The sequence below is a fragment of the Mycobacterium rhizamassiliense genome, from assembly GCF_900157375.1.
Lineage (GTDB): Bacteria > Actinomycetota > Actinomycetes > Mycobacteriales > Mycobacteriaceae > Mycobacterium > Mycobacterium rhizamassiliense.
Window position 1 is genome coordinate 45,707 of record NZ_LT721901.1, and the last position, 21,348, is coordinate 67,054.

At 61.8% G+C, this 21,348-nt stretch carries 20 protein-coding genes; 4 read left to right on the forward strand and 16 right to left on the reverse strand.

Going from position 1 to position 21,348, the window contains the following annotated elements; all coding sequences use genetic code 11:
• Positions 1-14 precede the first annotated feature (14 nt).
• The 10 genes from MRAB57_RS00190 to MRAB57_RS00245 all read right to left on the reverse strand — a co-directional run bounded on the left by MRAB57_RS00190 (position 15) and on the right by MRAB57_RS00245 (position 11,733).
• Positions 15-842, reverse strand: a complete 828-nt coding sequence (locus MRAB57_RS00190) for a slipin family protein (RefSeq protein ID WP_077090291.1) — start codon at positions 840-842, stop codon at positions 15-17.
• A gap of 221 nt (positions 843-1,063) precedes the next feature.
• Positions 1,064-1,408: a ferredoxin gene (fdxA, locus tag MRAB57_RS00195; protein WP_077085765.1), complete on the reverse strand. Its 345-nt coding sequence runs from the start codon at positions 1,406-1,408 to the stop codon at positions 1,064-1,066.
• A gap of 99 nt (positions 1,409-1,507) precedes the next feature.
• Positions 1,508-2,392, reverse strand: a complete 885-nt coding sequence (locus MRAB57_RS00200; RefSeq protein WP_077085766.1) for a universal stress protein — start codon at positions 2,390-2,392, stop codon at positions 1,508-1,510.
• A 13-nt stretch (positions 2,393-2,405) separates the two neighbouring features.
• On the reverse strand, positions 2,406-3,044 hold the full coding sequence (locus MRAB57_RS00205) for a GNAT family N-acetyltransferase (RefSeq protein WP_342743331.1): 639 nt from the start codon (positions 3,042-3,044) through the stop codon (positions 2,406-2,408).
• Positions 3,045-3,231: 187 nt separating this feature from the next.
• On the reverse strand, positions 3,232-4,881 hold the full coding sequence (locus MRAB57_RS00210; RefSeq protein ID WP_083743252.1) for a GAF domain-containing sensor histidine kinase: 1,650 nt from the start codon (positions 4,879-4,881) through the stop codon (positions 3,232-3,234).
• A 230-nt stretch (positions 4,882-5,111) separates the two neighbouring features.
• Positions 5,112-5,771 carry a response regulator gene (locus MRAB57_RS00215; protein WP_077085769.1) on the reverse strand — a complete coding sequence of 220 codons (660 nt, stop codon included), beginning with the start codon at positions 5,769-5,771 and terminating at the stop codon, positions 5,112-5,114.
• A 79-nt stretch (positions 5,772-5,850) separates the two neighbouring features.
• Positions 5,851-6,696, reverse strand: a complete 846-nt coding sequence (locus tag MRAB57_RS00220) for a universal stress protein (protein ID WP_077085770.1) — start codon at positions 6,694-6,696, stop codon at positions 5,851-5,853.
• A gap of 512 nt (positions 6,697-7,208) precedes the next feature.
• Positions 7,209-9,251, reverse strand: a complete 2,043-nt coding sequence (locus tag MRAB57_RS00230; protein WP_077085772.1) for an erythromycin esterase family protein — start codon at positions 9,249-9,251, stop codon at positions 7,209-7,211.
• Positions 9,252-9,269: 18 nt separating this feature from the next.
• Complete coding sequence (locus tag MRAB57_RS00235) at positions 9,270-9,704, reverse strand: HSP20 family small heat-shock protein (protein ID WP_077090292.1); 435 nt, start codon at positions 9,702-9,704, stop codon at positions 9,270-9,272.
• Positions 9,705-10,746: 1,042 nt separating this feature from the next.
• Entirely contained in the window at positions 10,747-11,733 is a 987-nt protein-coding gene (locus MRAB57_RS00245; protein WP_077085774.1) for an Acg family FMN-binding oxidoreductase, read from the reverse strand.
• Between the two features lie 285 nt (positions 11,734-12,018).
• Between MRAB57_RS00245 and MRAB57_RS00250 the strand changes: the two genes are divergently transcribed.
• On the forward strand, positions 12,019-12,999 hold the full coding sequence (locus MRAB57_RS00250; protein WP_077090293.1) for an Acg family FMN-binding oxidoreductase: 981 nt from the start codon (positions 12,019-12,021) through the stop codon (positions 12,997-12,999).
• 195 nt (positions 13,000-13,194) lie between these two features.
• Positions 13,195-13,641 carry a pyridoxamine 5'-phosphate oxidase family protein gene (locus MRAB57_RS00255; protein WP_077085775.1) on the forward strand — a complete coding sequence of 149 codons (447 nt, stop codon included), beginning with the start codon at positions 13,195-13,197 and terminating at the stop codon, positions 13,639-13,641.
• Positions 13,642-13,926: 285 nt separating this feature from the next.
• On the opposite strand, the gene MRAB57_RS00260 is transcribed toward MRAB57_RS00255, so the two are convergent.
• Positions 13,927-14,898: an Acg family FMN-binding oxidoreductase gene (locus MRAB57_RS00260; protein WP_077085776.1), complete on the reverse strand. Its 972-nt coding sequence runs from the start codon at positions 14,896-14,898 to the stop codon at positions 13,927-13,929.
• 458 nt (positions 14,899-15,356) lie between these two features.
• On the opposite strand from MRAB57_RS00260, the gene MRAB57_RS00265 reads away from it, so the two are divergent.
• Together MRAB57_RS00265 and MRAB57_RS00270 are read left to right on the forward strand one after the other, a co-directional pair.
• A complete protein-coding gene (locus MRAB57_RS00265) occupies positions 15,357-15,614 on the forward strand; it encodes a hypothetical protein (RefSeq protein ID WP_077085777.1) in 258 nt (85 codons plus the stop codon).
• A 79-nt stretch (positions 15,615-15,693) separates the two neighbouring features.
• A complete protein-coding gene (locus MRAB57_RS00270) occupies positions 15,694-16,818 on the forward strand; it encodes an Rv2629 family ribosome hibernation factor (protein WP_077090294.1) in 1,125 nt (374 codons plus the stop codon).
• A 37-nt stretch (positions 16,819-16,855) separates the two neighbouring features.
• Here MRAB57_RS00270 and MRAB57_RS00275 read toward each other — a convergent pair whose 3' ends face one another.
• From MRAB57_RS00275 to MRAB57_RS00295, 5 genes are read right to left on the reverse strand one after another with little or no spacing between them, the layout of a single operon-like run.
• Positions 16,856-17,314 carry a hydrogenase maturation protease gene (locus MRAB57_RS00275; RefSeq protein ID WP_077085778.1) on the reverse strand — a complete coding sequence of 153 codons (459 nt, stop codon included), beginning with the start codon at positions 17,312-17,314 and terminating at the stop codon, positions 16,856-16,858.
• Between the two features lie 3 nt (positions 17,315-17,317).
• Entirely contained in the window at positions 17,318-18,610 is a 1,293-nt protein-coding gene (locus MRAB57_RS00280; RefSeq protein WP_077085779.1) for a Ni/Fe hydrogenase subunit alpha, read from the reverse strand.
• Positions 18,607-19,365: an NADH-quinone oxidoreductase subunit B family protein gene (locus MRAB57_RS00285; protein ID WP_077085780.1), complete on the reverse strand. Its 759-nt coding sequence runs from the start codon at positions 19,363-19,365 to the stop codon at positions 18,607-18,609. The genes MRAB57_RS00280 and MRAB57_RS00285 overlap by 4 nt, the downstream gene beginning before the upstream one ends.
• Entirely contained in the window at positions 19,366-20,223 is an 858-nt protein-coding gene (locus tag MRAB57_RS00290) for an FAD/NAD(P)-binding protein (protein ID WP_077085781.1), read from the reverse strand.
• Positions 20,216-21,340: a 4Fe-4S dicluster domain-containing protein gene (locus tag MRAB57_RS00295; RefSeq protein WP_077085782.1), complete on the reverse strand. Its 1,125-nt coding sequence runs from the start codon at positions 21,338-21,340 to the stop codon at positions 20,216-20,218. The genes MRAB57_RS00290 and MRAB57_RS00295 overlap by 8 nt, the downstream gene beginning before the upstream one ends.
• Between the last annotated feature and the right edge of the window lie 8 nt (positions 21,341-21,348).

Here is a 21,348-nt window from a genome sequence, read left to right on the forward strand (position 1 = left end):
AAGCGCTACGGCGTTCAGTGCAAATTCGTGGCATGAGTGAGTAAGGGGTCGGACAGCCCGTTAGGCTGGCCGGACCTCGAGGCGGTCCGCTCGCGGTTCAGAAAGCCGGTGAGCTCTCCGATCGCGGTCATCAAAGGGGCGGGAAACACAATGGTGGTGTTTTTCTCCACCCCCAGTTCCGCCAGAGTCTGCAGATTCCGCAGCTGTAATGCCAGCGGGTGCTGCATCATGGTGTCGGAAGCGTCGCCGAGCGCCGCCGCGGCGCGTGCTTCCCCCTCGGCAGCAATGATTTTGGCTCGCTTCTCACGCTCAGCCTCGGCCTCGCGGGCCATGGCGCGTTTCATGCTGTCTGGAAGCTGGATGTCCTTGAGTTCGACGAGGGTCACCTCCACGCCCCATTCCACGGTGGTGGTGTCCAGGATCTGGCGGATGCTGGCGTTGATCTTCTCCGTTTGGGCGAGGACCTCATCGAGGGAATGTTGTCCCACAACATTGCGCAGCGTCGTCTGCGCGATTTGATCTATTGCAGCACCGACGTTTTCGATCACCACGACCGATTTGCGGGCATCGACGACGCGGAAGTACGCGACTGCGGCGATGTCGACGCTGACGTTGTCGCGGGTGATGATGCCCTGCGATTGAATCGGCATGGTCACGATGCGCATCGAAACCCGCCACAGCCGGTCGATCACCGGGATGATCAGGCGCAGTCCCGGTTCGCGAACCGCGATTACCCGGCCGAGTCGGAAATGCACACCGCGCTGATACTGCTGCACCACCCGAATCGAGGCGGTCAGCAAGAGCAGCAGCGCCGCAACCGCGATACCCGTAAAAACTGTCATGTTGTGGCTCATCGACCATCCAATCTCCCTGTCGCCGTTACCAGTCGACGACGGCATCCACTTCGTACGACTAAGAACTCTATGAGCCCGGTTACCGTCAGTCAGGAGCCAGAAGTCCCGATCCGCGCGGCCGAAAGGCCCCATTATCGAAAACGACCAACCGGCGCCAGACCCGATGGAGCTTTCGCATCACTCAGCACACGAATCGCGAACTGGAACGATCACTCGCTGGGTGCAGGCACCGCGGCTATCAACGGCGTGTCAACGCCGATTGGCCCCACACCGGCGGCACCACCCGGGCAGCCCAGGGGGGAACTGCGACCCGGGAGCACTTGGCTGAAGAAGCCAGCATTGTCATCGAGGTGCTGTTGCTGGTCGTCGGGAAGATCGCCCTCCCAGTAAATCGCGTCGAGGCGGCAAATCGACTTGCAAGCCCCACAATCCACGCACTCGTCGGGGTTGATGTACATTGCCCGGGCACCCTCGTAGATGCAGTCGACTGGGCATTCCTGAACACAGGACTTATCCATCACATCTATGCACGCCGTGCCGATCACATAGGTCATAAGCCATGAAACTAGCGGACGCGGTTGGGGCCAGGTGCCTGCCGAATGTACTCATCATGGAGGGACCAAAGACCCTGCAGCGCAACGATGGGCGTCTTATCAACTGCCGCGAACCACGATAACTGGGACTGTTGCCGATTGAGCGACAGCGGAGCTGACCGAACCCAGAAGCATGCCGGGAAACCCCCCGCGCCCGTGGCTACCGACTACCGCCAGCTGGGCGCGTTCAGACTCCTCAAGCAACCACCGGGAAGGCTTATCGCAGAACAGCAACCGCTCGACGTGCACATCGGGATACTGCTCTTGCCAACCGGCGAGGCGTTCGGCGAGGATCTCCTGCCCTTTACGCTCGCTATCCCGCCAGTCCATCCCGAGCATCGGAAACACTCCCACGTCGCTCCACGCGTGCAGCGCCAACAGCCCAACCCCTCGGCGGGAAGCTTCATCAAAGGCCAGGGCGGTCGCCGCTTCCGACGCAGGGGATCCGTCGATGCCCAGTAGCACAGGCGCATTGGAGTCAGCGGCCGCGGTTTCACCGGAATGAATAATCGCGACCGGGCAATGCGCATGGTGCATCAGCGCCGTAGCGACCGAACCTAGCAGCAGGCGGCCCAACGCACCCAGGCCCTGGCTGCCGGCGACGATCATCGAAGCACTTCTGGAGGCGTCAATCAGTGTAGGAACAACGCTGGAATACACCATCTCGGTGTGCGTTTCGGGCAGCTTAGACCCGCCCAGGCTAGCGCTCAGCGTCTTTCGGGCCTGGTCGATAACGTGCTGTCCGTTTTCTTTCTGCCACTCGGGCATGTCCAAATACAGCGGACCCACTGGCCAGCCGACTACAACTGGAGCCTCAGCGTGCAGCAGCGTGATAGGCAGATGCCGCATGATGGCCTCGTGGGTTGCCCAGGCTACCGCAGTGTCAGATGCCGCCGACCCATCAACACAAACTAATATTCCGTATTTCGTTGTAGTCGAGACCATTTCATACTCCTCGCTATGGAAGATCGTTGGAGGTCGACGCGTCTGCGGGACAGTCGGGAAGCTCGATCTCCACGTGACGAACTGATCCGCAAGGCCGTCGGTCCCCCAACCAACCCAGATCGGACAAGACCTGGAACATGGTGTGGTTTTCGGACAGGATGTCGGCTACGAATCGTCGTATCCCGCGAGTTTTGGCGATCTGAGCCAGCCGTCTAAGCAGTGCCGTTCCGACGCCATGCAGGTGATCCGCATGAGCGACAACGATCGCGACATCGGCGACCGTCGGGTCATCAACGACCGCGTAGTTCGCAATACCAATGAGTCGTTCTCCGTCAAATGCGCCAAGGGCACAACGCCCGTCCGTGGGTTCAATCAACTTACTTACCAGCTGGTCGAGATGAACGGGGCTCAGTGTGAAGAAACGGTAGTAACGGTCATGATCGTTGAGGCATCGATGAAGCGCCACAACAGCTTCGGCGTCAGCGGCACCAAGGCTGCGCAGCGAGACGAGTCGCCCATCTTGCAGTCGACATGTGTCCGCGAATCCCACCGCATGACTGCTCATCGTCCCTCCTCGACGCGTCTCGACCGATCGAACCCGAAGTGGTCCTGAAGGTCGACCACACAGATATAACCGTCCGGTCATGCCCATGACTGCACATGACGTTATGGCTGATCCGTGCGATTTGGCAGGGTCATTGGGCCCGACGTCTGCGCCGTTGGTCCCGGCACAGACGTGCCTCGTCGTTCATGCTGATCACCTCGGGGACCGCGCGGCAACGGATTTGGTGCTCCGTTAGCCTCGTGTTCGCGGGTGCTGACGAGGGTTTCGCTGGGTATCAGTGGTCGGTCAGCGGAGCGGCCCAGTGCACCCAGGTACCACCCTCTGGTGGACTAGTGATCTCGCAGCTGCCCCCAGCCTGCTCAGCACGGTGCGACATATTGGCCAGTCCGCTGCGGCGCGGATTGTCGGCGGGCACGCCACAACCGTTGTCGATGATGTCGAGAGTCAACATGTCGGCGACACTGACCTCGACGGTCAGTCGTGAAGCACCGGAGTGCCGAACGGCGTTGCTGATACCTTCCGCGGTAACCGCTTCGGCGTGCGCAGCGAGTTCGCCGCCAACGGCGGTCATCGGCCCGTGCAGGCGCACAGTAGTCACAATGTCGCGATCTTCGGTCAGGTCGGCAACCACTTGTTGAATCCGATTTCGAAACCCGCCATCGGTCTCTAACGGGGATTTCAGCTGGAAGATGGTCGTGCGAATCTCCTCGATGATGGCTTGAAGATCGTCGAGCGTGCGGTTGAGCCGCTCGGAAACCTCGGGTGAGCGTACCCGGGCGACCGTGCCCTGCAGATTCATGCCAGCGGCAAACAACCTTTGAATGACATGGTCATGCAAGTCATGCGCGATGCGCTCACGCTCGGCGACAACGGTCAGCTGGCGTGCATGCTCGCGGCCCGAAGCGAGCATGAGTGCTATCGCAGCATGACTCGCAAAATCACTCACCAGGTCGAGGTAACTGTTGTCGAATGGGGGCCGGTCTGCGCTGCGGGCGACGGCGATCACCCCGGCGACTTCATGGTCAGCGCACAGCGGCATCAAAATCGCACTGCGTTGTCCGACATCGGTGAACGCCTGAATCGGGTAACTCAACAACTCGGTGATCAGCGGCTGGCCAGAGCGGAAAACGCTGCCGCTGGAGGAAGCGTCCACCGGAACCCGCTGGCCGATAACTTCGGAGGCACGAAGCCCCACCGCGGCAGAGACAACCAGCGTGTCGACTTCGTCACTGGGCAGGTCGGCGTCGTCTGGGACAAGAACGATCGCCTGTTCGGCTTCGGTCAGAGCACACGCGCGTTCGGCGATCAACTGCAAAGGCGACCGGGTTGGCTCGACACTGGACAGCAGGGCGGTGGTGATTTCGCGGCTCGCGTCCATCCACTTCACCGACGTGCGTTCGCGCTCGAATAGTTGCGCGTTGTCGATGGCGACCGCCGCGGCGAACGCCAACGCACGGGCGGCGACCTTATCGGATTCCGAGAACACCCGGCCCGGCTCGTCATGGGTTATGTACAGGTTGCCGAATATCGTTCCCCGGATGGTGATCGGCACTCCAAGAAAAGCCTGCATCGGAGGATGGTGCTCGGGGAACCCGACCGAAGCCGGGTGCGCCCCGAGATCATCCAGACTCAACACCGGCGTATCGAAGAGCGACAGGCTAAGAACTCCCTTGCCAACCGGCAAGTGCCCGATTCGCTGTACGCGGTCATCGTCAATTCCCTGGTGGACAAACGCGATCAACGCGCCCGCTGGATCACGTACGGCGATGGCGCCGTAGGGGGCCGAGGTCAATTTCCTGGCCGCCGAAACGATCCGGCGCAGTGTTGAGTCCAGATCCAGATCTGCACCGATCTCGACGATCAAGCGCAGCAATTGCTCCATTTGGTCGCGCGCGGTCAGCAACTCGTCGAGTTGCTCATGCATCCTGTGCACAAGCCCACGCCGACCGAGACCGGCGAAAGCCGAGCCACTATCGTCGCCGGACAACGCCCGATACCTCCACGACACTTCGACCCCTTGGCAGCTGGTGGTTACCCAGAGCGAGAATGTGAAGGAGCCTTAGCTGAGTTTAGGCCCAGTGAGGCAGACGTCAAATAACAGGTGATTCTCGCCCCAAAACACGGCTTAGATCCACGGGCTGCTCAATCCGGCGCTTATTCGGTCCCCGTAATCGGTGGGGCGGACTGTTGGTCTAACTTCGAGGCGAACACTGCTGCTTGGGTCCGCCGCTCCATGCCGAGCTTGGCCAGCAGCCGCGACACGTAGTTCTTCACCGTTTTCTCGGCCAGAAACATTCGGGTGGCGATCTGCCTATTTGTCAACCCTTCGCTAAGAAGTGCAAGTAGCGTCCGCTCGCGGTCGGTCAATCCCGATAGTGGATCCTTGCGCTCCGCGGAGCCGCGGAGTTTCGACATCAACGCGGCGGCCGCCCGGTTGTCCAGCAGTGATTTACCTGCACCGACGTCTTTGATGGCCTGAGCCAGCTCCATGCCCCTGATGTCTTTGACGACGTAGCCGCTGGCCCCGGCCAGGATCGCCTCGAGCATCGCTTCATCGGAGGTGAACGACGTCAACATCAAACACCGCAAGTCCGGGAGGTCGGACAGCAGGTCGCGGCACAGTTCGATTCCGCTGCCGTCGGGAAGACGAACGTCAAGTACGGCGACGTCGGGCTTCAACGCCGCTATCCTCACCTTTGCTTCGGAGACCGAGCCCGCATCTCCGACGATTTCGAGCTCAGGGTCGGATGCGAGCAGGTCAGCGAGCCCGCGGCGAACGACTTCATGGTCGTCGACCAAGAAAACCGTAACCATTGCAAATCCTCCCTGACCGGTCAAAGGCAAAATCATGGGACGCTGACTCAATATCCCACATCTTGATAATTGCTGAATTTCACAAATTTTGGCGATTGACGATGAGCAATGAACTATCAGCGTCCTGCAGCACCGCAGTGCCAATTGGCCCGACAAGTTCCCTCAGGTGCTGGCGGTTCGTAGCGCCGACAATCACCAACCGCATAGACCGGGGGTTGCGGGCCAGGTAGTCCGGCAGGCTGCCGTGCGCCACCACCGACTGCACTTCGAGGTGCGGATACTGCCGCCGCCAGCGGGCCAGTCGACGATCCAGGTCGGCACCCGACCGGCGATCGCGGTCCCGCTCTGCTCCCTCATCACCCGACACGGTCTGCCGGCAGATGACCGCCCGAATTGGGGTGTTCCGCAGCAAAGCTTCCCCCATGGCGGCGCCCAGCAATACCCCGTTCTCGGGAGACCCGTCTACATCGACGACAATCTCATCCGGCTGTCGGCGGTAGCCATCGCGACCTCGAACAATCGCCACAGGACATCGTCCAGAGAGGGCCAGAGCCGCTGCGGTGGAACCCATCCGGCCGGGTTGGAAGTGACGTAATCCGACCGCGCCTAAACACAACATGGCCGCGGACGCCGACGCGCGAATCAACGAGCTGACCGGAGATCCATCCATCATCTCCGTCTCGATTTTTACGGGCTGTCCGGTGGCCTCGACTGCCGTGACCGCCTGGCGGAGCGCGTCATTTGCGACGGTGAGTTTGGCCGCGATGCCGTCGGCCCGAGTGCCGTCCTGTTCGACCGCGTACAGGAGACGCAGCGGGACATCACGACTAACCGCCTCGTCGACGGCCCACAGTGCTGCGCTTATTGCGGCCTTTGAGCCGTCGATACCGACGACGATCGACCCAGGTGTCGCCAACTGTTGCATCACGCGCTTTCCCAGATCTAATGACGGACCAGAACGGGCGAGCCGTCCCTCGTCGAAATGTCGTTGCCGCCCTGTCCGGCAGCGATCTTTCGTGCCAAATATGACGGATGACGGCGCATGGCTTCACTGCGCTCATATGCACGCTGCTGAGCAGCAACCCAAACCGGGTGTGACCGAAGAATGACTACTCTCGCCCTTGACGTAAACGCCATGACGGTCAACTCCTCTCAGGACAACTCTCGAAAGTGCCTTACTTACGAGATCCATCCGACCAGCCCGCCGCATTCACCGGTAGGGACTTACGTCCCCCAACGGGAGCCGTTAGTCCGCTTTGCCCTGGCGATCGCGCGCGGCATGGGGGCAACACCGCAGCGCATTTTCTCGGTCGACGCACAGAGACAACGCTTGTCGTTACGTCGATCGCTGGAGTAATGGTCAACGTGACGGGTGCTCGGCGAGGAGCCGACTCCGCCGGCGTCTCCACATTTCGTCGGCTCCGTCCGGTATCCAGGCTATAGCCCGCTCGGGAAGGTCTCCGGCGTTTCGCCGGCAATCCACCGACTCGTCGGCTCCAAAGGCTCGAGCGCACGTGTCCTGTCGATGTGAATCATCGCGTCGAACTGATCGGCTGGTCGCACGTGGAAGTAATGGCTCTGTCGTTCGGTGGTGGGCTGGTAGATCACTCCGATGGCGCGGCCCAATCGAACGACACTCAGCGGCTCTGCGGCTTCCGGGCTAATGCGGGCCGATACCAGGAAAGCTTTCCCGCCGGTCGCGTGTAGGAGTTCTTCGATGCTCCCGTTGAGTGCCGGCCGAATGGCCTTGCGTTCGGCAACGCCGCCCCACTCGCTGGCAGCGGTGACCGTGCCGCCGTAGGTGCTGAACCCAATGAGGCGGGCCTCATCGTCAAATCGCTGACGAACGAGTTGACCGAGCGTCAGCTGTCCGTCGGCCCAAACTTCAGTCGCCCGCGCGTCCCCGACGTGTGAGTTGTGGGCCCACACCACTATTCGTGCGGATGGCTCATCGTGGTGGCGGTCCAGATGTGTCAAAAGCGCCTCCAGCGTCTGCGCCATGTGCTTGTCTCGCAAATTCCACGACGTGACACGGCCGCCGAACATCGCACGGTAGTACACCTCGGCGTTGCGCACCGTTTGGGCATTTTGCTGGGCGTAGAAGAGTTCGTCCTCGGCTAGCAGTCCGTCCCTACGCGCATAGGCCAACGCGTTGCGCTGGAAGTCAACCAGTTGCTCGATCGCCTCGCGTTCACACGATGGACCGGCGCCGAACGCGGCCGAAAATCCGTACGCCTGAGCATCGTCGGCCGACGCATGGTCGAAGCACGCATAACGAGCCCTAGCGCGGGCCGCGGCCTTCGGGTCGATCTTGTCGAGATAAATGATCACTTCGTGCATCGACCGATGCAGGCTGTAGAGATCCAGTCCATAGAAGCCAGTCTGGGGTTGACCGGTTGACCGCTGCTCTCGGTTGTGGGTGCGTAACCAGTCAACGAAGTCACGGACGACGGTGTTACGCCACATCCAGGCCGGGAAGCGCTCAAATCCACTCAACGCCTCATCGGCGTTCTCGTCCTCGCCGAGACCGCGAACATACCGATTCACGCGATAAGCGTCGGGCCAGTCCGCTTCCGCGGCGACCGCGCCGAATCCCTTCTCCTCGATCAGCCATTTGGTAATAGCGGCGCGGGCCTCGTAAAACTCGTGCGTCCCATGCGAACTCTCGCCGATCAAGACAATGCGCGCGTCGCCGATCAGCTCCTCCAACGTCTCCCGCGGCGGAATGCCCGCTGGGGCATCGATAGCAACGCTGCGGACCATCTCGGCCGCTGTTCGCTCCACAGGTCTCGTCATCGAGACCCCTGTCGTCGGAGTAGCAAGCAGCTGAGCAACCTCCTCGTCGGACACCTGGCGGAAATCCCAGAACGAATCTCCCACCGCGAGAAAGGGGGTGGGCATACTCGCGCATACGACATCGTCTATAAGACCCGCGAATTCCCGGCAAGTGGATTCCGGGGCCGCCGGTACCGCAATTACGATGTGCGCGGGTTCGGCTTCGCGCAGCGCCTGCACCGCCGCGAACATGCTTGCGCCGGTGGCCAAACCGTCATCCACAAGAATGACCGTCTTTCCGGTCACATCGGCAGGTGGACGTCCGCCGCGGTATGCAGCTTCCCGCCGGACCAGCTCCCGACCTTCACGCTCGGCGATGTCGCGCAGTTCCTGCGGCGTGATCCGCAGGCCCCGCACGACATCGTCGTTGACCACGACGCGGCCACCACTCGCCAACGCTCCAACTGCAAACTCTTCATGACCGGGGGCGCCGAGTTTGCGGACGACGAAGGCATCCAGCGGGGCGCGCAGCGCTGCCGCCACCTCCCACGCAACCGGTATTCCACCCCTCGCCAAGCCCAAGACGATCACATCCCGTCGATCGCGGTAGGCGGTGAGGAGGTTTGCTAACACCCGCCCGGCCTCGCGACGGTCGCGGAACACGCGCCGCGGCGAGTGCAGGGCGACATCAGCTGCTCCGGTCATTGTGCACCACGGTTCTTGTCAGTTGGCAGACTGGATCTGGACGTGCCGCTCGGCCGGTTTCGGCTCCGAAACCGCCACCGAGACAGTGAGAATGCCGTTGTCGTACGTGGCCTCAATGTTCTCCTCGTCGGCGCCGGTCGGCAGCGACACGGTGCGAAGGAATGAGCCGTATGAGAATTCCGAACGCCCATCGAAATCTTTCTTCTCGGTGCGCTCGGCCTTGATGCTCAGTTGCCCATCGCGCACCGTGATGTCGACGTCCTTCGCCGGGTCGATGCCTGGCATTTCCGCGCGGACTACGTAGCGGCCGTCCTTCATCTCGTCCTCGAGCCGCATGACGCGGGTGTCGAACGCGTGACGGACTCCGGCTAGGGCAGGAAAGCCGGCGAACAGCTCAGAAAACTCAGGGAAAAACGACCTCGGGTGAGGACGCCGAACGGGAAGGGTGGTCATGGTGTCTCCTGAATCGTGAAGTTCGTACAAACGGACAACATCCATTCGACCAGCCCCGTCACACTCGGCGATAGGGACCGAAGTCCCCGCTGCAGGGGACGTTTGTCGAATCTCGTTGCCGCGTTGGCAGGTGGAACGAATGCCGCGGCCCACGGGCAGCAGAAACGTCGCCGCGAAACGCCGACAGACTGCGCGGGGCTTGACCCGGTTCTTAATGCTGTGACCTAGATTGCCGTCTCGACGTTGACGACGACCGCTTCGGCTGTTCAAAACCCGAGCGGGACGCCACGCCGATGTGCCTCATGACACGGGCAAGGACCCGGCCGTATGCATCGCCGTCCTCAGCGATACGCCGCAATCCCTGCCGCCCTAGAAATCCGTCGAGGCGCTGATCCAGCGGCCAATCGGCATACGTTTTGTCAGCGTAGGCCGAGTTCAAAAATTTCCACGCCAACCCATCTACGTCGGAATCAGTCAACTGAGGCGGATCGCCTGACGTGGTAGCCATTTCACATCCTTTGCCATGTAGACGGCTCGAGTCGAGTCGTTATGTTTGTCCTATGATTTCGGTCGGGAGCAGCACGGGATAGGGCCCGAAGTCATCTACTGACACGGTCCGCTGCCTCTCGGATGACACGCGATTGCTAGGCATCACACGACCGGTGACGAAAGCGCGTCCTTCGTATGTCCGCTTGTTGCTGCCAATCCGCCTGCCGGCTTGTTGAAAGACTTTCCAAGAAGCGGCCAGAGCGAACTGGCGATGATGAATGCTTGACACCAATTCAGCTGCTTACGTTCAGGAATCCTCCGATGAAGACCGCATCTATCAGGGTGCGATGACCGCGCTTCGGCAGGAGGCTCAGCAATCGTGTGTTCGACAGATTTCTGCGCGCGGAAAAGCATCGCAGGTGTTGCTGCCTGACCTATGTCCATTTGTCTCACTCCTTCAGCCTTTATCACTCTTTCCCTCATGCGGGTCGAGAAAGGGTCGGCTTCACTTGTGTGCCTGTTGCAAGATGCGTCTTCCGGGTGAGGTGATGGGTTAGCGACGAATCGCAAACACTTCGCTCAAGGGTCGCCGCGGCGTCGGTTTGGGAGTCAACTCGTCGGGAGGTTCGATGCCGACGCGGATCAAGACCTGGGGTACCGCTGCGGGACCACTCGTCAGATCGCGAATAACGTCGCGACTGGCATTCAGTTCCGTGATGTGCGTTACCGGGCACGTTGCCAGTTCCGCCAGCGTGCACTCAAGCAGGATCGTTGAAAGCGCCTCGCCGCAATTAAGGGCATCGACACGCGTGTCTGTGGGTGTGGACAACACGAGGATCTTCGCCTGGTCGTCGGTGCCCGCAGAACTTCGCTCAGAATACCGGTCGGCGGGAAAACGGCGGTTCAGTTCGACTCGGCGGCTATCCGACTCTGACACCAGCGCGCTTGCGGGTATCCCTTCCGAGTCCCTCAACGGCTCTGTCCACCAACGTAGTTCATGGTGATATAGGTCGTCATAGCGGCGGAGGACTTCGGTGAGTCTAGAAGCCTCCACCAGCCGCGGTCGCACATCGTCGGTCAATACGTCAAGGGTGACCAAATCGTTTCCTAATGAGCTGCGCAGCAAGGCTTCTATCCTTGGCCAGTGCTTTGGCGCTCGGAAGGGTAGTCGGTTGGTTCGGCGACGCAGTATCGCGTTCGCAAGCTCGCGCCGGGATTGCGACGCGTATTCGACCGAAGTGAAGTCGATCGAGGCGAGGTGGTCGAGATTGTTCGGATTGGGAAACTGTGCGACGTTCGTGGTCCAATCAACGGCAGCCATCGCGACCCGGAAGTGATCGAGCGCCGCGCCACAGCTGATGATCGCTTCGCGACCTGACCTGTCAGTCGATGTGATTGTTCGATGCGGGTCAACGAACAAATCGACACTCGTCGGGCCAGCGATCCACCGCCAAGGCTGGCTGTTGTGCAGCGAGGGAGCACGACAGGCTAATTCGACTGCCGTCTTGATCACCCCGGTGTCCGCCATGGTCTGGGTCATTGCGCTTCACCTTCCTCCTGTATAGCTACGACCCTCTGGCAGCCGAACATCTGACGCCAGAGTCCTTGGTCCTCAGCGTCAGGTCATTGGACCCTGCCAGGCTGCTAGACCGTTCATAGGGCCGTCCGCGACATGTTCGGTGGGTCGTCGTCGTCGAGCGTTGGCACAGCAGCGTTTCCTGGCGAACGGCCCTTGCCGACGGGGACATACGACCCTAGTCACCAGTGCCGCCGCCTCCCTAACGTCGATGGCAACCCGGAAGCTCGGCAAGAGGTTGTGACCATCATGCATGCGACGCTGGACAGCCAAGTTCTCAAGAACGCGGTGCTACTGGCTTGCCGGGCTCCATCCGTGCACAACAGCCAGCCGTGGCGTTGGGTAGCCGAGGGCACGATTTTGTGCCTGTTCGACGATCGTTACCGAACAGTTCCAGGCACAGACGACTCGGGTCGAGACGCGATCATCAGTTGCGGCGCCGTGCTCGATCACCTTCGTGTTGCGATGCGGGCGTCGGGTTGGCACGCGAAAATCAAACGGCTTCCCGACCCGCATGACCCCGGCCAGCTGGCATCGATTGAATTCAGCTCGACAGATCACGTCACCGACACCCAGCGCGACCGCGCCGAAGCGATTCTGCAACGCAGAACCGATCGGCTTCCGCTGGGTTGGCCCACATTTTGGGACTCCTACGAACCTGTCCTGCGACACATGTTCGATGACAGCCCGGTGACACTTCACGTGCTCCCCGACGACGCGCGGCCACTGTTGGTCGAAGCTTCATACCGCACCGAGGTTGTTCGCCGCGACGATTGGTCATACCACGCCGAACTTGACTGGTGGACTTCGCCATTCGTAGTCAAGGAGGGTATACCCCCGAGCGCGCTAGCGTCCGACAAAGAACACTACCGCGTCGATGTGGGACGCGAATTCCCGATCAGAAGCCACGACGATCGGCGTCTCGAGGTCAAGGTGGACCGGTCAAAAATTCTCGTGCTGTCTACCCCAGATGACAGTAAGGCGGACGTGCTGCGGTGCGGCGAGATGCTGTCGACTGTGCTGCTGGAGTGCACCATGGCCGGCATGGCGACCTGCACGCTGACCCATCTGATCGAGGTGGACGAAAGCCGCGACGTCGTGCGAACCCTGATCAACGAACAAGGCGAGCCACAGGTGCTGATCCGCGTGGGGCTAGCACCGCCACTAGAAAACCTTCCAGCACCGACGCCGCGGCGTCCGTTGGACGAAGTCTTGCAGATCCGCAGGTAATCTTGCAGTAGCACAGCGCACAGGTGTGCACCCGGAATCAGTCCGATTCGCCACTCCGCCAATGCATGTCGTCACGCGCACCCCGCGGGAAGCCTATCGCGAGGAATGCCGAGCTAAGCGGCTGCACCTTTGGTCCCTGCGAGACGGGACTTTCGGCAGGCGCAAATCCCCCGCTTCATCGATAGCCTCTTCGCTATGACGTATCAAACCCAAAACGAAGACGGGGTCACTATCTTGGCGGAGCGCGAATGCTGGGATCTGCTGGCAGGTGTGACGCTCGGCCGGCTCGTCACCAGCGTTGACGGTCGACCCGAGATTTTCCCGGTCAACTACGTCGTTCAACGCCGAACAATCCTCTTCCGCACCGCGGAGGGCACCAAGTTGGTCAGCACCGCGATAAACAATCAGGTGTTGTTCGAGGTCGACGATCATAACGTCGCCGAAGGCTGGAGCGTGATCGTCAAAGGCACTGCGCGCTCGCTTCGTACCGGAGAAGAGCTCGAGAACGCCGAACGTGCACAGCTAATATCGTGGACGGCGCCCGAAAACAAGACGCACTACGTGCGGGTTATTCCACAAACAGTCACCGGCCGGCGGTTCCAATTCGGCTCGCCGCCGATGGAGCAGTCCACCCATATCTGAGCAGGCTGCGTCCGCGCGCCGCGGCTGGCTACGATCCTGCTGCTTATCGAAGGTGCAAATTCAGCTGCCCTGCAACGTCTTCCAGGCGACGAACCGCAGACTGACGGCACCATTCAAGCGCAAGTGAGCGAATAAAGCGACCGCGAGCAACCCTCGTGCTGTGGCTGGAGATGCACGTGCCGCCCCCGGGAGCCGACTCCTACGAACTGACAAGTCGCTGCGAGATTTCGACGCTGTGTCCGGACAAAAGGCGCCCGAGCGGCAGGACCCCGGCCATGAGGCTTGCTATGGCTTGATAGTCAACACATCGGCCAGCGAGCGGCGCGGGGTCGGCGGTGGGAAGTGTTCGTTTTCAGGCGCGCAGCCGATCCGGGCCAACACCTGCGGGAATGCCCGTCCGGTCACCCTTTCGATGAGGTGTCGGGTGACGGACAACTCCGTCACGTGGGTCAGGGTACAGCTGGCCAGTCCGGCCGCGGTGGCTTCCAGTAACACCGTCGACAGCGTTTCTCCGCAGCCGAGCGTGTCGCGCCGGGTGTGTTCATGCGCGGAGATGACCAGGATCGTAGAAAAATCGTTAGGCACCTGCGGACGGCGTTCGGGGTGATGGGTCGGCAGGAACTTACGGCCGACGTCAACGCGCTCGCCCTCAGCCGCTGATACCAGTGAGTCGTAGGGAATGCCCTCACTCGCCTCAAAAGGCGCCGTCCACCGATGCAGTGCTTCGAAGTCATTGGTGTCGTAGAACCGCAATACGTTGGTCAAATAGGTAGCCTCGACGAGTTCGCTTCGATCGGCGTCACTCACGACGTCCACCAGAGCCATGGTGTCGTCGAGCCGGCTCCGCAGCGCGGTTTCGAAGCCGGCCCAGTCCATGACCGGACCCAAGGGCAGCCGATCGGTGCGGCGCTTGACGATAGCTTCGGCGCGGCGTCGATCTCCGTCGCTTACTACAGTCATCTCGGTGAAGCTGATCGAGGCGAGGTGCTCCGAATTCTTGCTGTCGGGGAGGCGATCAATGTGAGCTCGCCAACCAGCAGCCGCCATCGCGACTCGCAGGTGATCAAGGACTGCACCGCAGCTGATCAGCGCTTGGCGCTCGTTGAGATCGGTCTGCACTAATCGGCTTGGATCCAAAAAAAGGTCGAGCCCGTCGCGGTTGGCGATCCACTGCCAGGGCTGGCTGTTGTGATACGAAGGGGCGCGGCATGCTAAGGCCACCGTGCGTGCCAACACATCCGTCGGCACCGTTGTCATTGAATTCACCGAGTTCTCCCATCCACGTGCTTATTCATCACCGACACTGCTGCATGCGCCGGGCAGCGAACAGAGTCCTTAGTCCTTAATCCCAAGGAGGGGGCTTGAGACCCTCCGGCTAAGGGGCGGTATCGAAGTGAAGAGTGTCTTGGAGGTCGTAGGAGCGGCAGAGCGGCCACCATCTAATGGGGCGCCCGGCAACAGATTGAACTATGGTCCTCGGCCACCACGCCAACGTGTCCCTTAAGTCCTGGCGAACTTCACCCCGGCATGAAAGTCCCTGGTCGACAACCGCACTGGTCACCGACGCCCCGATTGGGGACGAAAGATTAGGTGAGGAAGGACTTTAGGCACTCGCGTCGGTGGCGCAGAGGGTCATAGCGTTCCTTTTGGCATAGGTTGCCGTTCGCTGCGAAAGGATTTGCAGCGTCATATCGCCAAATTTGAGGAGATCGATAATGACACAGACACCGAGTGAGTCACGCTGGGCCGAACTGTCTGACGACGTGCTCGAATCGGTCGAGGCAAGCCGTAAGCAGGCCATCGATGCCGTCCGCAAGTTCGTCGATCAGGTGGGTGGCGAAGTATCCGATGAGTCGCGACGCAAGAACGTCATCGACGCCGCCCTGGACTTAACTGAGGAGTTGGTCACCGGGCGGATCGAGTTCGTCCGCAGCGTGGTGCGAAGCGCCGGCCAGGCGGTAGGCGGCAAATAAGTCGTAAGGGTCAATGATCTAAGGCCGATGGCCGCGCGGTGAACAGCAAGGACCAGAAGAATCATTGGAGATGGACAGTATGCGATCAGAACGCCTCAGGTGGCTGGTAGGAGCAGAAGGCCCTTTTGCCTCAGTGTATTTCGACGACTCACACGACACCGCAGATGCGGCCGAGGAACTCGTAGTGAGGTGGCGCGATATCCAAAAATATCTCGAGACTCGCGGCGCGAGTGCGGAACTCGTGGGCACGCTCGAGGAAGCCGTGCTGAATCATCGCACATCCGTGGGTCGGCGGGGCCGCGCGGTGATCGTGACCAGCGATCAGGTGCTGGTCAACGAGCATTTGATCAGTCCACCGCCGGCTACGGTGGTCCGCCTGTCGGATTACCCGTACATCGTGCCGTTGATCGAATTCGAGATGCGGCGGCCGACCTACGTGTTTGCCGTGGTTGATCACGCCGGCGCCGACGTCACCCTGTACGAGCAGAACACCAGGAGTTCCACCAGCATCATTGGCGCCGGGTACCCGGTACATAAGCCGGTCACTGCCGGCTGGAACGGCTACGGCGACTTCCAGCCCAGGACCGAGGAAGCCGTCCGCAGAAACTGGCGGGCGATCGCCGATCAGCTGACGCGACTGGTGGACGAAGCGGATCCCGAGGTGGTGTTCATGTGCGGCGAGGTTCGTTCGCGCTCAGGCGTGATTTCCGAATTGCCGGAGCGCGTGGCCAAACGGGTATCGCCATTACATGCCGAAGTGCCTAAGAGCGGTATCAACGAGGAAGAGATCCGGCGCCTGACCGCCGCAGAGTTCGCTCGGCGCCACAGCATCGAGATGACCGACATCGCTGATCGGTTTGAAGCCGAGATCGGGCGCGCGTCGGGTTTGGCGGCCGAAGGTTTCACTGCCGTATGCGCGGCGCTGCGTGACGGTGACGTCGACACGCTGGTGGTCGGTGAGCTAGGTGACGCGACCGTAGTCACCGGCCAAGCGCTCACCACGATCGCGCCCGATGCAGACCGATTGTCCGAGCTGGGCGAACCGGTGGAACGTGTGGCAAGGGCCGATGAGGCGTTGCCGTTCACCGCAATCGCGGTTGGCGCCTCATTGGTTCGGGCCGACCACCGGATCGCACCTGTAGACGGGGTCGGTGCGTTGCTGCGATACGTCGCGACCGACAGACTCGCCGGCCAACGAATCTAGATCCGGCGTCGCGGCGCCGCCGTCGCCTCGCTGGGCCTCAGTAGCCCTTGATTTCGACCACTGCCATGCCGACCACTTCGGGCACGGCAGCGGCGACCTGCGGGGTCAAACCAGTGCCATGATCGGTGTTGGCCGCTTCAATGGTGAATATCACGAGCGCGTCGGGCACTCGTCCAAGGACTTGACCCAGCGCATGAGTGCGGCCGACGTCGAGTCTGTGCGAACTCAATCCCTCAGCCGCACTAACCACATCACCCGAGGTGCACCGGCGGACGCGGCCAGGCGTTGAGGGAGTCACGACAGCGGCATCGATCACCACCGCCAGCTTGGTACCCGACCACGCCTCAAGCAGACTCAATGGTTCAACGACGCGAGTGACCACACGCACATGGGGCAACGCGAGATCGTCTATCGCCGCCGCGGCGGCGACGCCTACGCCGTCGTCGCTCCGGTAGCTATTGCCAAGGCCGACAACGACAATTCCTCTAGCATCCACCGGTCACCCGCGCTGCACCGTCAGCGTCAAGAAGTGCGTGGAGCATGAGATGCAGGGATCGTAGCTGCGAATCACTTTTTCGCACAGTGCGGTCAGCGCGGCATCATCCAGAGAGAGGTTGTCGGAAACGATGCGACCCAAGTCGGCCTCGATCGCGGCTTGGTTCTGGGAGGTCGGCGGGATGATCGTTGCCGCGGAAACCAGCCCGTCCTCGTCGATCCGGTATCGGTGATACAGCAGGCCGCGGGGCGCTTCGCTGACGCCATGTCCGACGCCGGCGCGGGCCGGAACGTCTACGAACGGGCGCGACGGACGCTGGTATTCGTCGATGATTCGCAGCGCCTCTTCGATCGCGTAGACCACTTCGACAGCGCGGACGATGATGCTGCGGAAGGGATTTCGGCATTCTGCTGATAGTCCGGCTCGAGCTGCGGCTTGCGCTGCTATCGGTGATAGGGCCGACGAGTTCAGCGAGTAACGCGCCAGCGGCCCGGTCAGATGGCGGCCACCATCGAGTGTCGCGTGCAGGGCGGTGGAGTACGGCACTTGCGACTCGACGACGTGGTTGGTGAAATCGGCAACCGAAAACGGTGGCCCGGCACTACGCGCGATGGTGCCGTTTTCGATCGGATACCTTCCGGATGCCGAGAGTGCTAAGAACTCGTGCTCGAGTTCGAGGTCGGGGAACTCGAACCCGGACACCCACTCGACCGTTGCCAGCGCGTTGTCCAACGCTCGACGTAGCTGCTCGGCGATCGGCCTGAACTCCAATCGGGTTGGAACAGAATAGAATCCGCCTAGCCGAACATTAATGGGATGTATCGCCCGCCCGCCAACGAACTCAATCAGCTGGTTACCGGCCTTCTTCAGCGACAGTCCACGCTCGACCGCCGCGGCATGGTTGCGCGCCATACCCACGATGTCGGAATATCCAAGGAAATCCGGCGCGTGCAACAGGTAGATATGCAGAGCGTGACTGTTGATCCATTCGCCGCAATACAGCAACCGTCGCAACGCAACGAGATCCTCATCGACTTGGACACCACAGGCGTCTTCGATCGCGTTGCAGGCACTGACCTGGTAGGCGACCGGGCAGATTCCGCAGACCCGCGCGGTCAGGTCCGGCGGCTCGGTGTACGCGCGTCCGCGCAGGAACGCTTCGAAAAACCTTGGCGGCTCGTAGATGTTGAGCTCAACGCTGTCCAGCGCACCGTTATTCAGCGTGACGTGCAGGGCGCCTTCGCCTTCCACCCGCGTCAGTGGGCCGACGCTCAGCGTGCGGGCCACCGGGGTCACTGCTTGCTCCGCTCGGCGGTGAAACTGGCGACGTTGAATGTCGAGAACACCCGATCGACGTCGCCGTCGGACATCCCGTCGCGGCGCAGCAGCGGGATCAAGGTCGCGGTTTGCGGTACCGCTGACGGGCCGAAACAGCCGTAGCAGCCACGCCGATGCCTGGGACATAGCGCTCCGCAGCCGGCGTGGGTCACCGGGCCCAGGCATGGGGTGCCGTCGGCGACGATGACGCACGTGACCCCGCGGAGTTTGCACTCGGTGCACACCGTCTTGGCCGGCAACCGCGGTTTGCGTCCGATCAGCAGCGCCGCAAGGGTGTCGAGCAGCTGCCCGCGGTCGATCGGGCAGCCCTGCAATTGGTAATCGACCTTGACGTGGGCCGACGCTGGTGTCGAGGTCGCCAGCGTGTCGATGTATTCCGGATTGGCATAGACCAGCGAGGTGAACTCGGCGATGTCGGCGAAGTTGCGCAGTGCCTGCACTCCCCCAGCCGTCGCGCAGGCACCGATGGTGACAAGCAGCTTCGACTGGTCTCGGATATCGCGGATGCGTTGCTCGTCGCGCAGGGTGGTGATCGAGCCCTCGACCAGCGACACGTCGTACGGGCCGCCGACCATTGCGCTGGACGCCTCGGCGAACGTCGCGATCTCCACGTTGTTCGCGAGGGTGAGCAATTCGTCCTCACAGTCCAGGAGCGTCAGCTGGCAACCGTCGCAGGAAGCGAACTTCCACACGGCCAGCGTGGCCGGACTCATCTAAAGCTCCTTGATCTGAAGCAAGGGCCCAGCGACGTCGTAACCGACGACGGGCCCGTCGCGGCACAGCAGCAGCGGACCCAGTTGGCAGTGACCGCACCAGCCGACCCCGCACTGCATGTTCCGTTCCAGTGCCACCCGAATGTCATGGGCAGCTACGCCTTTAGCCACAAGGGCGTCGGCGCCGAAGCGCAACATCGGCTCCGGGCCACACAGGAATGCGGTGGTGCGATCGGCATTCAACGCCAGCCGTCTCAACGGCGCAGTAACCAATCCGACTTCACCGCTCCAGCCTGGTGTCGGCGCGTCGACGATCAGATGTAATTCGATCTGCGGCTCTTTAGCCCACTTCTCGAGTTGAGCGGCGAACACGAAGTCAGCCCGTGACCGCGCACCCGCGATGAGCGTCAACTTGCCGTAGCGTGACCGCTGTGCCAGCGCGCCGAGGATCGCCGGCCGCAACGGGCACAGCCCCACTCCCCCGGCGACCATGACTAAATCCCGACCGGCGGCCTCGGCCAAACCCCAGGCGGTGCCGAATGGACCCCGCACCCCGAGAACAGTGCCCGGCTCGGCATCGTGCAAGGCTCGGCTGACCGCGCCGACCGCGCGGATTGTGTGTGTGATCGAGCCGTCGGTGACGGTGGGATCACCGCTGATCGAGATTGCTGCCTCGCCGACACCGAACGCGTAGAGCATCATGAATTCGCCCGGCTCCGGTGACCGCAATACCTCGCCGACCGGATCCAGGCATAACGTCGCCGAGTCGGGGCTCTCCACGACGCGACTGCGCACGCGATACGGGATCGGCGCCATCGCGGAGGCCAACGGTTCAATGCTGGTCGCCCCGTCAGTCATCGTCGGCCATCTTGTTCATTTCTTCGGTGATGTCGATACCGGTGGGACACCAGGCGATGCATCGGCCGCAGCCGACACAGCCCGACATGTCGAACTGGTCGTGCCAGGTACCCAATTTGTGGGTTAGCCAATGCCGGTACCGCGATGCGCCGGACTGGCGAACGCTGCCGCCGCCATGGACAAAGCTGAAATCGAACTCGAAACACGACGCCCAGTTCCGCCAACGTTCGGCGTGATCACCGGTCAAGTCACTGATGTCTTCGGTGCTGGTGCAGAAGCACGTCGGGCACACCATCGTGCAGTTCCCGCAGGTTAGACAGCGACTGGCAACCTCGTCCCACTGTGGCGATTCGCGTGACTCAATCAGCAGGTTTCGCAGATCCGTGTTCGGCATCTGGCGGCCCATCTTACCTGCTGCGGCTTCGACATCGGCACGAGCGCAAGCGATTTCGTCACTGTCGGCCGACCGGCGAGGCAGCTCCGCAAGCACATCGGCGCCGTCATGACTACCGATGTCGACAAGGTACGACACCGCGTTATCTTCGATGCGCTCTGTCAGAGCGAGGTCGTAACCGGGCCCGGCCGCGGGGCCGGTGCCCATCGATGCGCAAAAGCACAGCCCGCCCGGTTCTGTACAGTTCACCGCGACCACAAAGATCTGCCGCCGGCGGCTGACAAAGGAGTTGTCTGGGTACTCGGAGCGACCCAGGACCCGGTCGAGGGTTGCGATTGCGGCCAGGTCGCACCCCCGCACTCCGAGGAATGCGTATCGCGGGACCTCCTCTTCGGATTGTTCATTGCCGGCCCCGTCTCGGGTACCGGCCCACAGTCGCTCCCGGGGAGGGTGTAGGAACTGTTTCCACGACTGCGGCCCGGCCGAGTGCCCGAATGCCGCTTCGTCGCCGCGACGGCGCACCCGATAATGTCCCGGCGCCACGTCGACGCCCCAGCCGCGCGGCAGATCGGCTGCCGACTCCAGTTCGGCCAGGACGATCGCGTTGTCCCGCAATGTAGGACCGACCACGCGATAGCCTCGCTCGAGCAGCACCTCGATAAGGCGTTGCAGCCCGGCCGTATCTAACAACGCAGCATCGGGCCCTTCACCGTGACCGTTCATCGACGTAT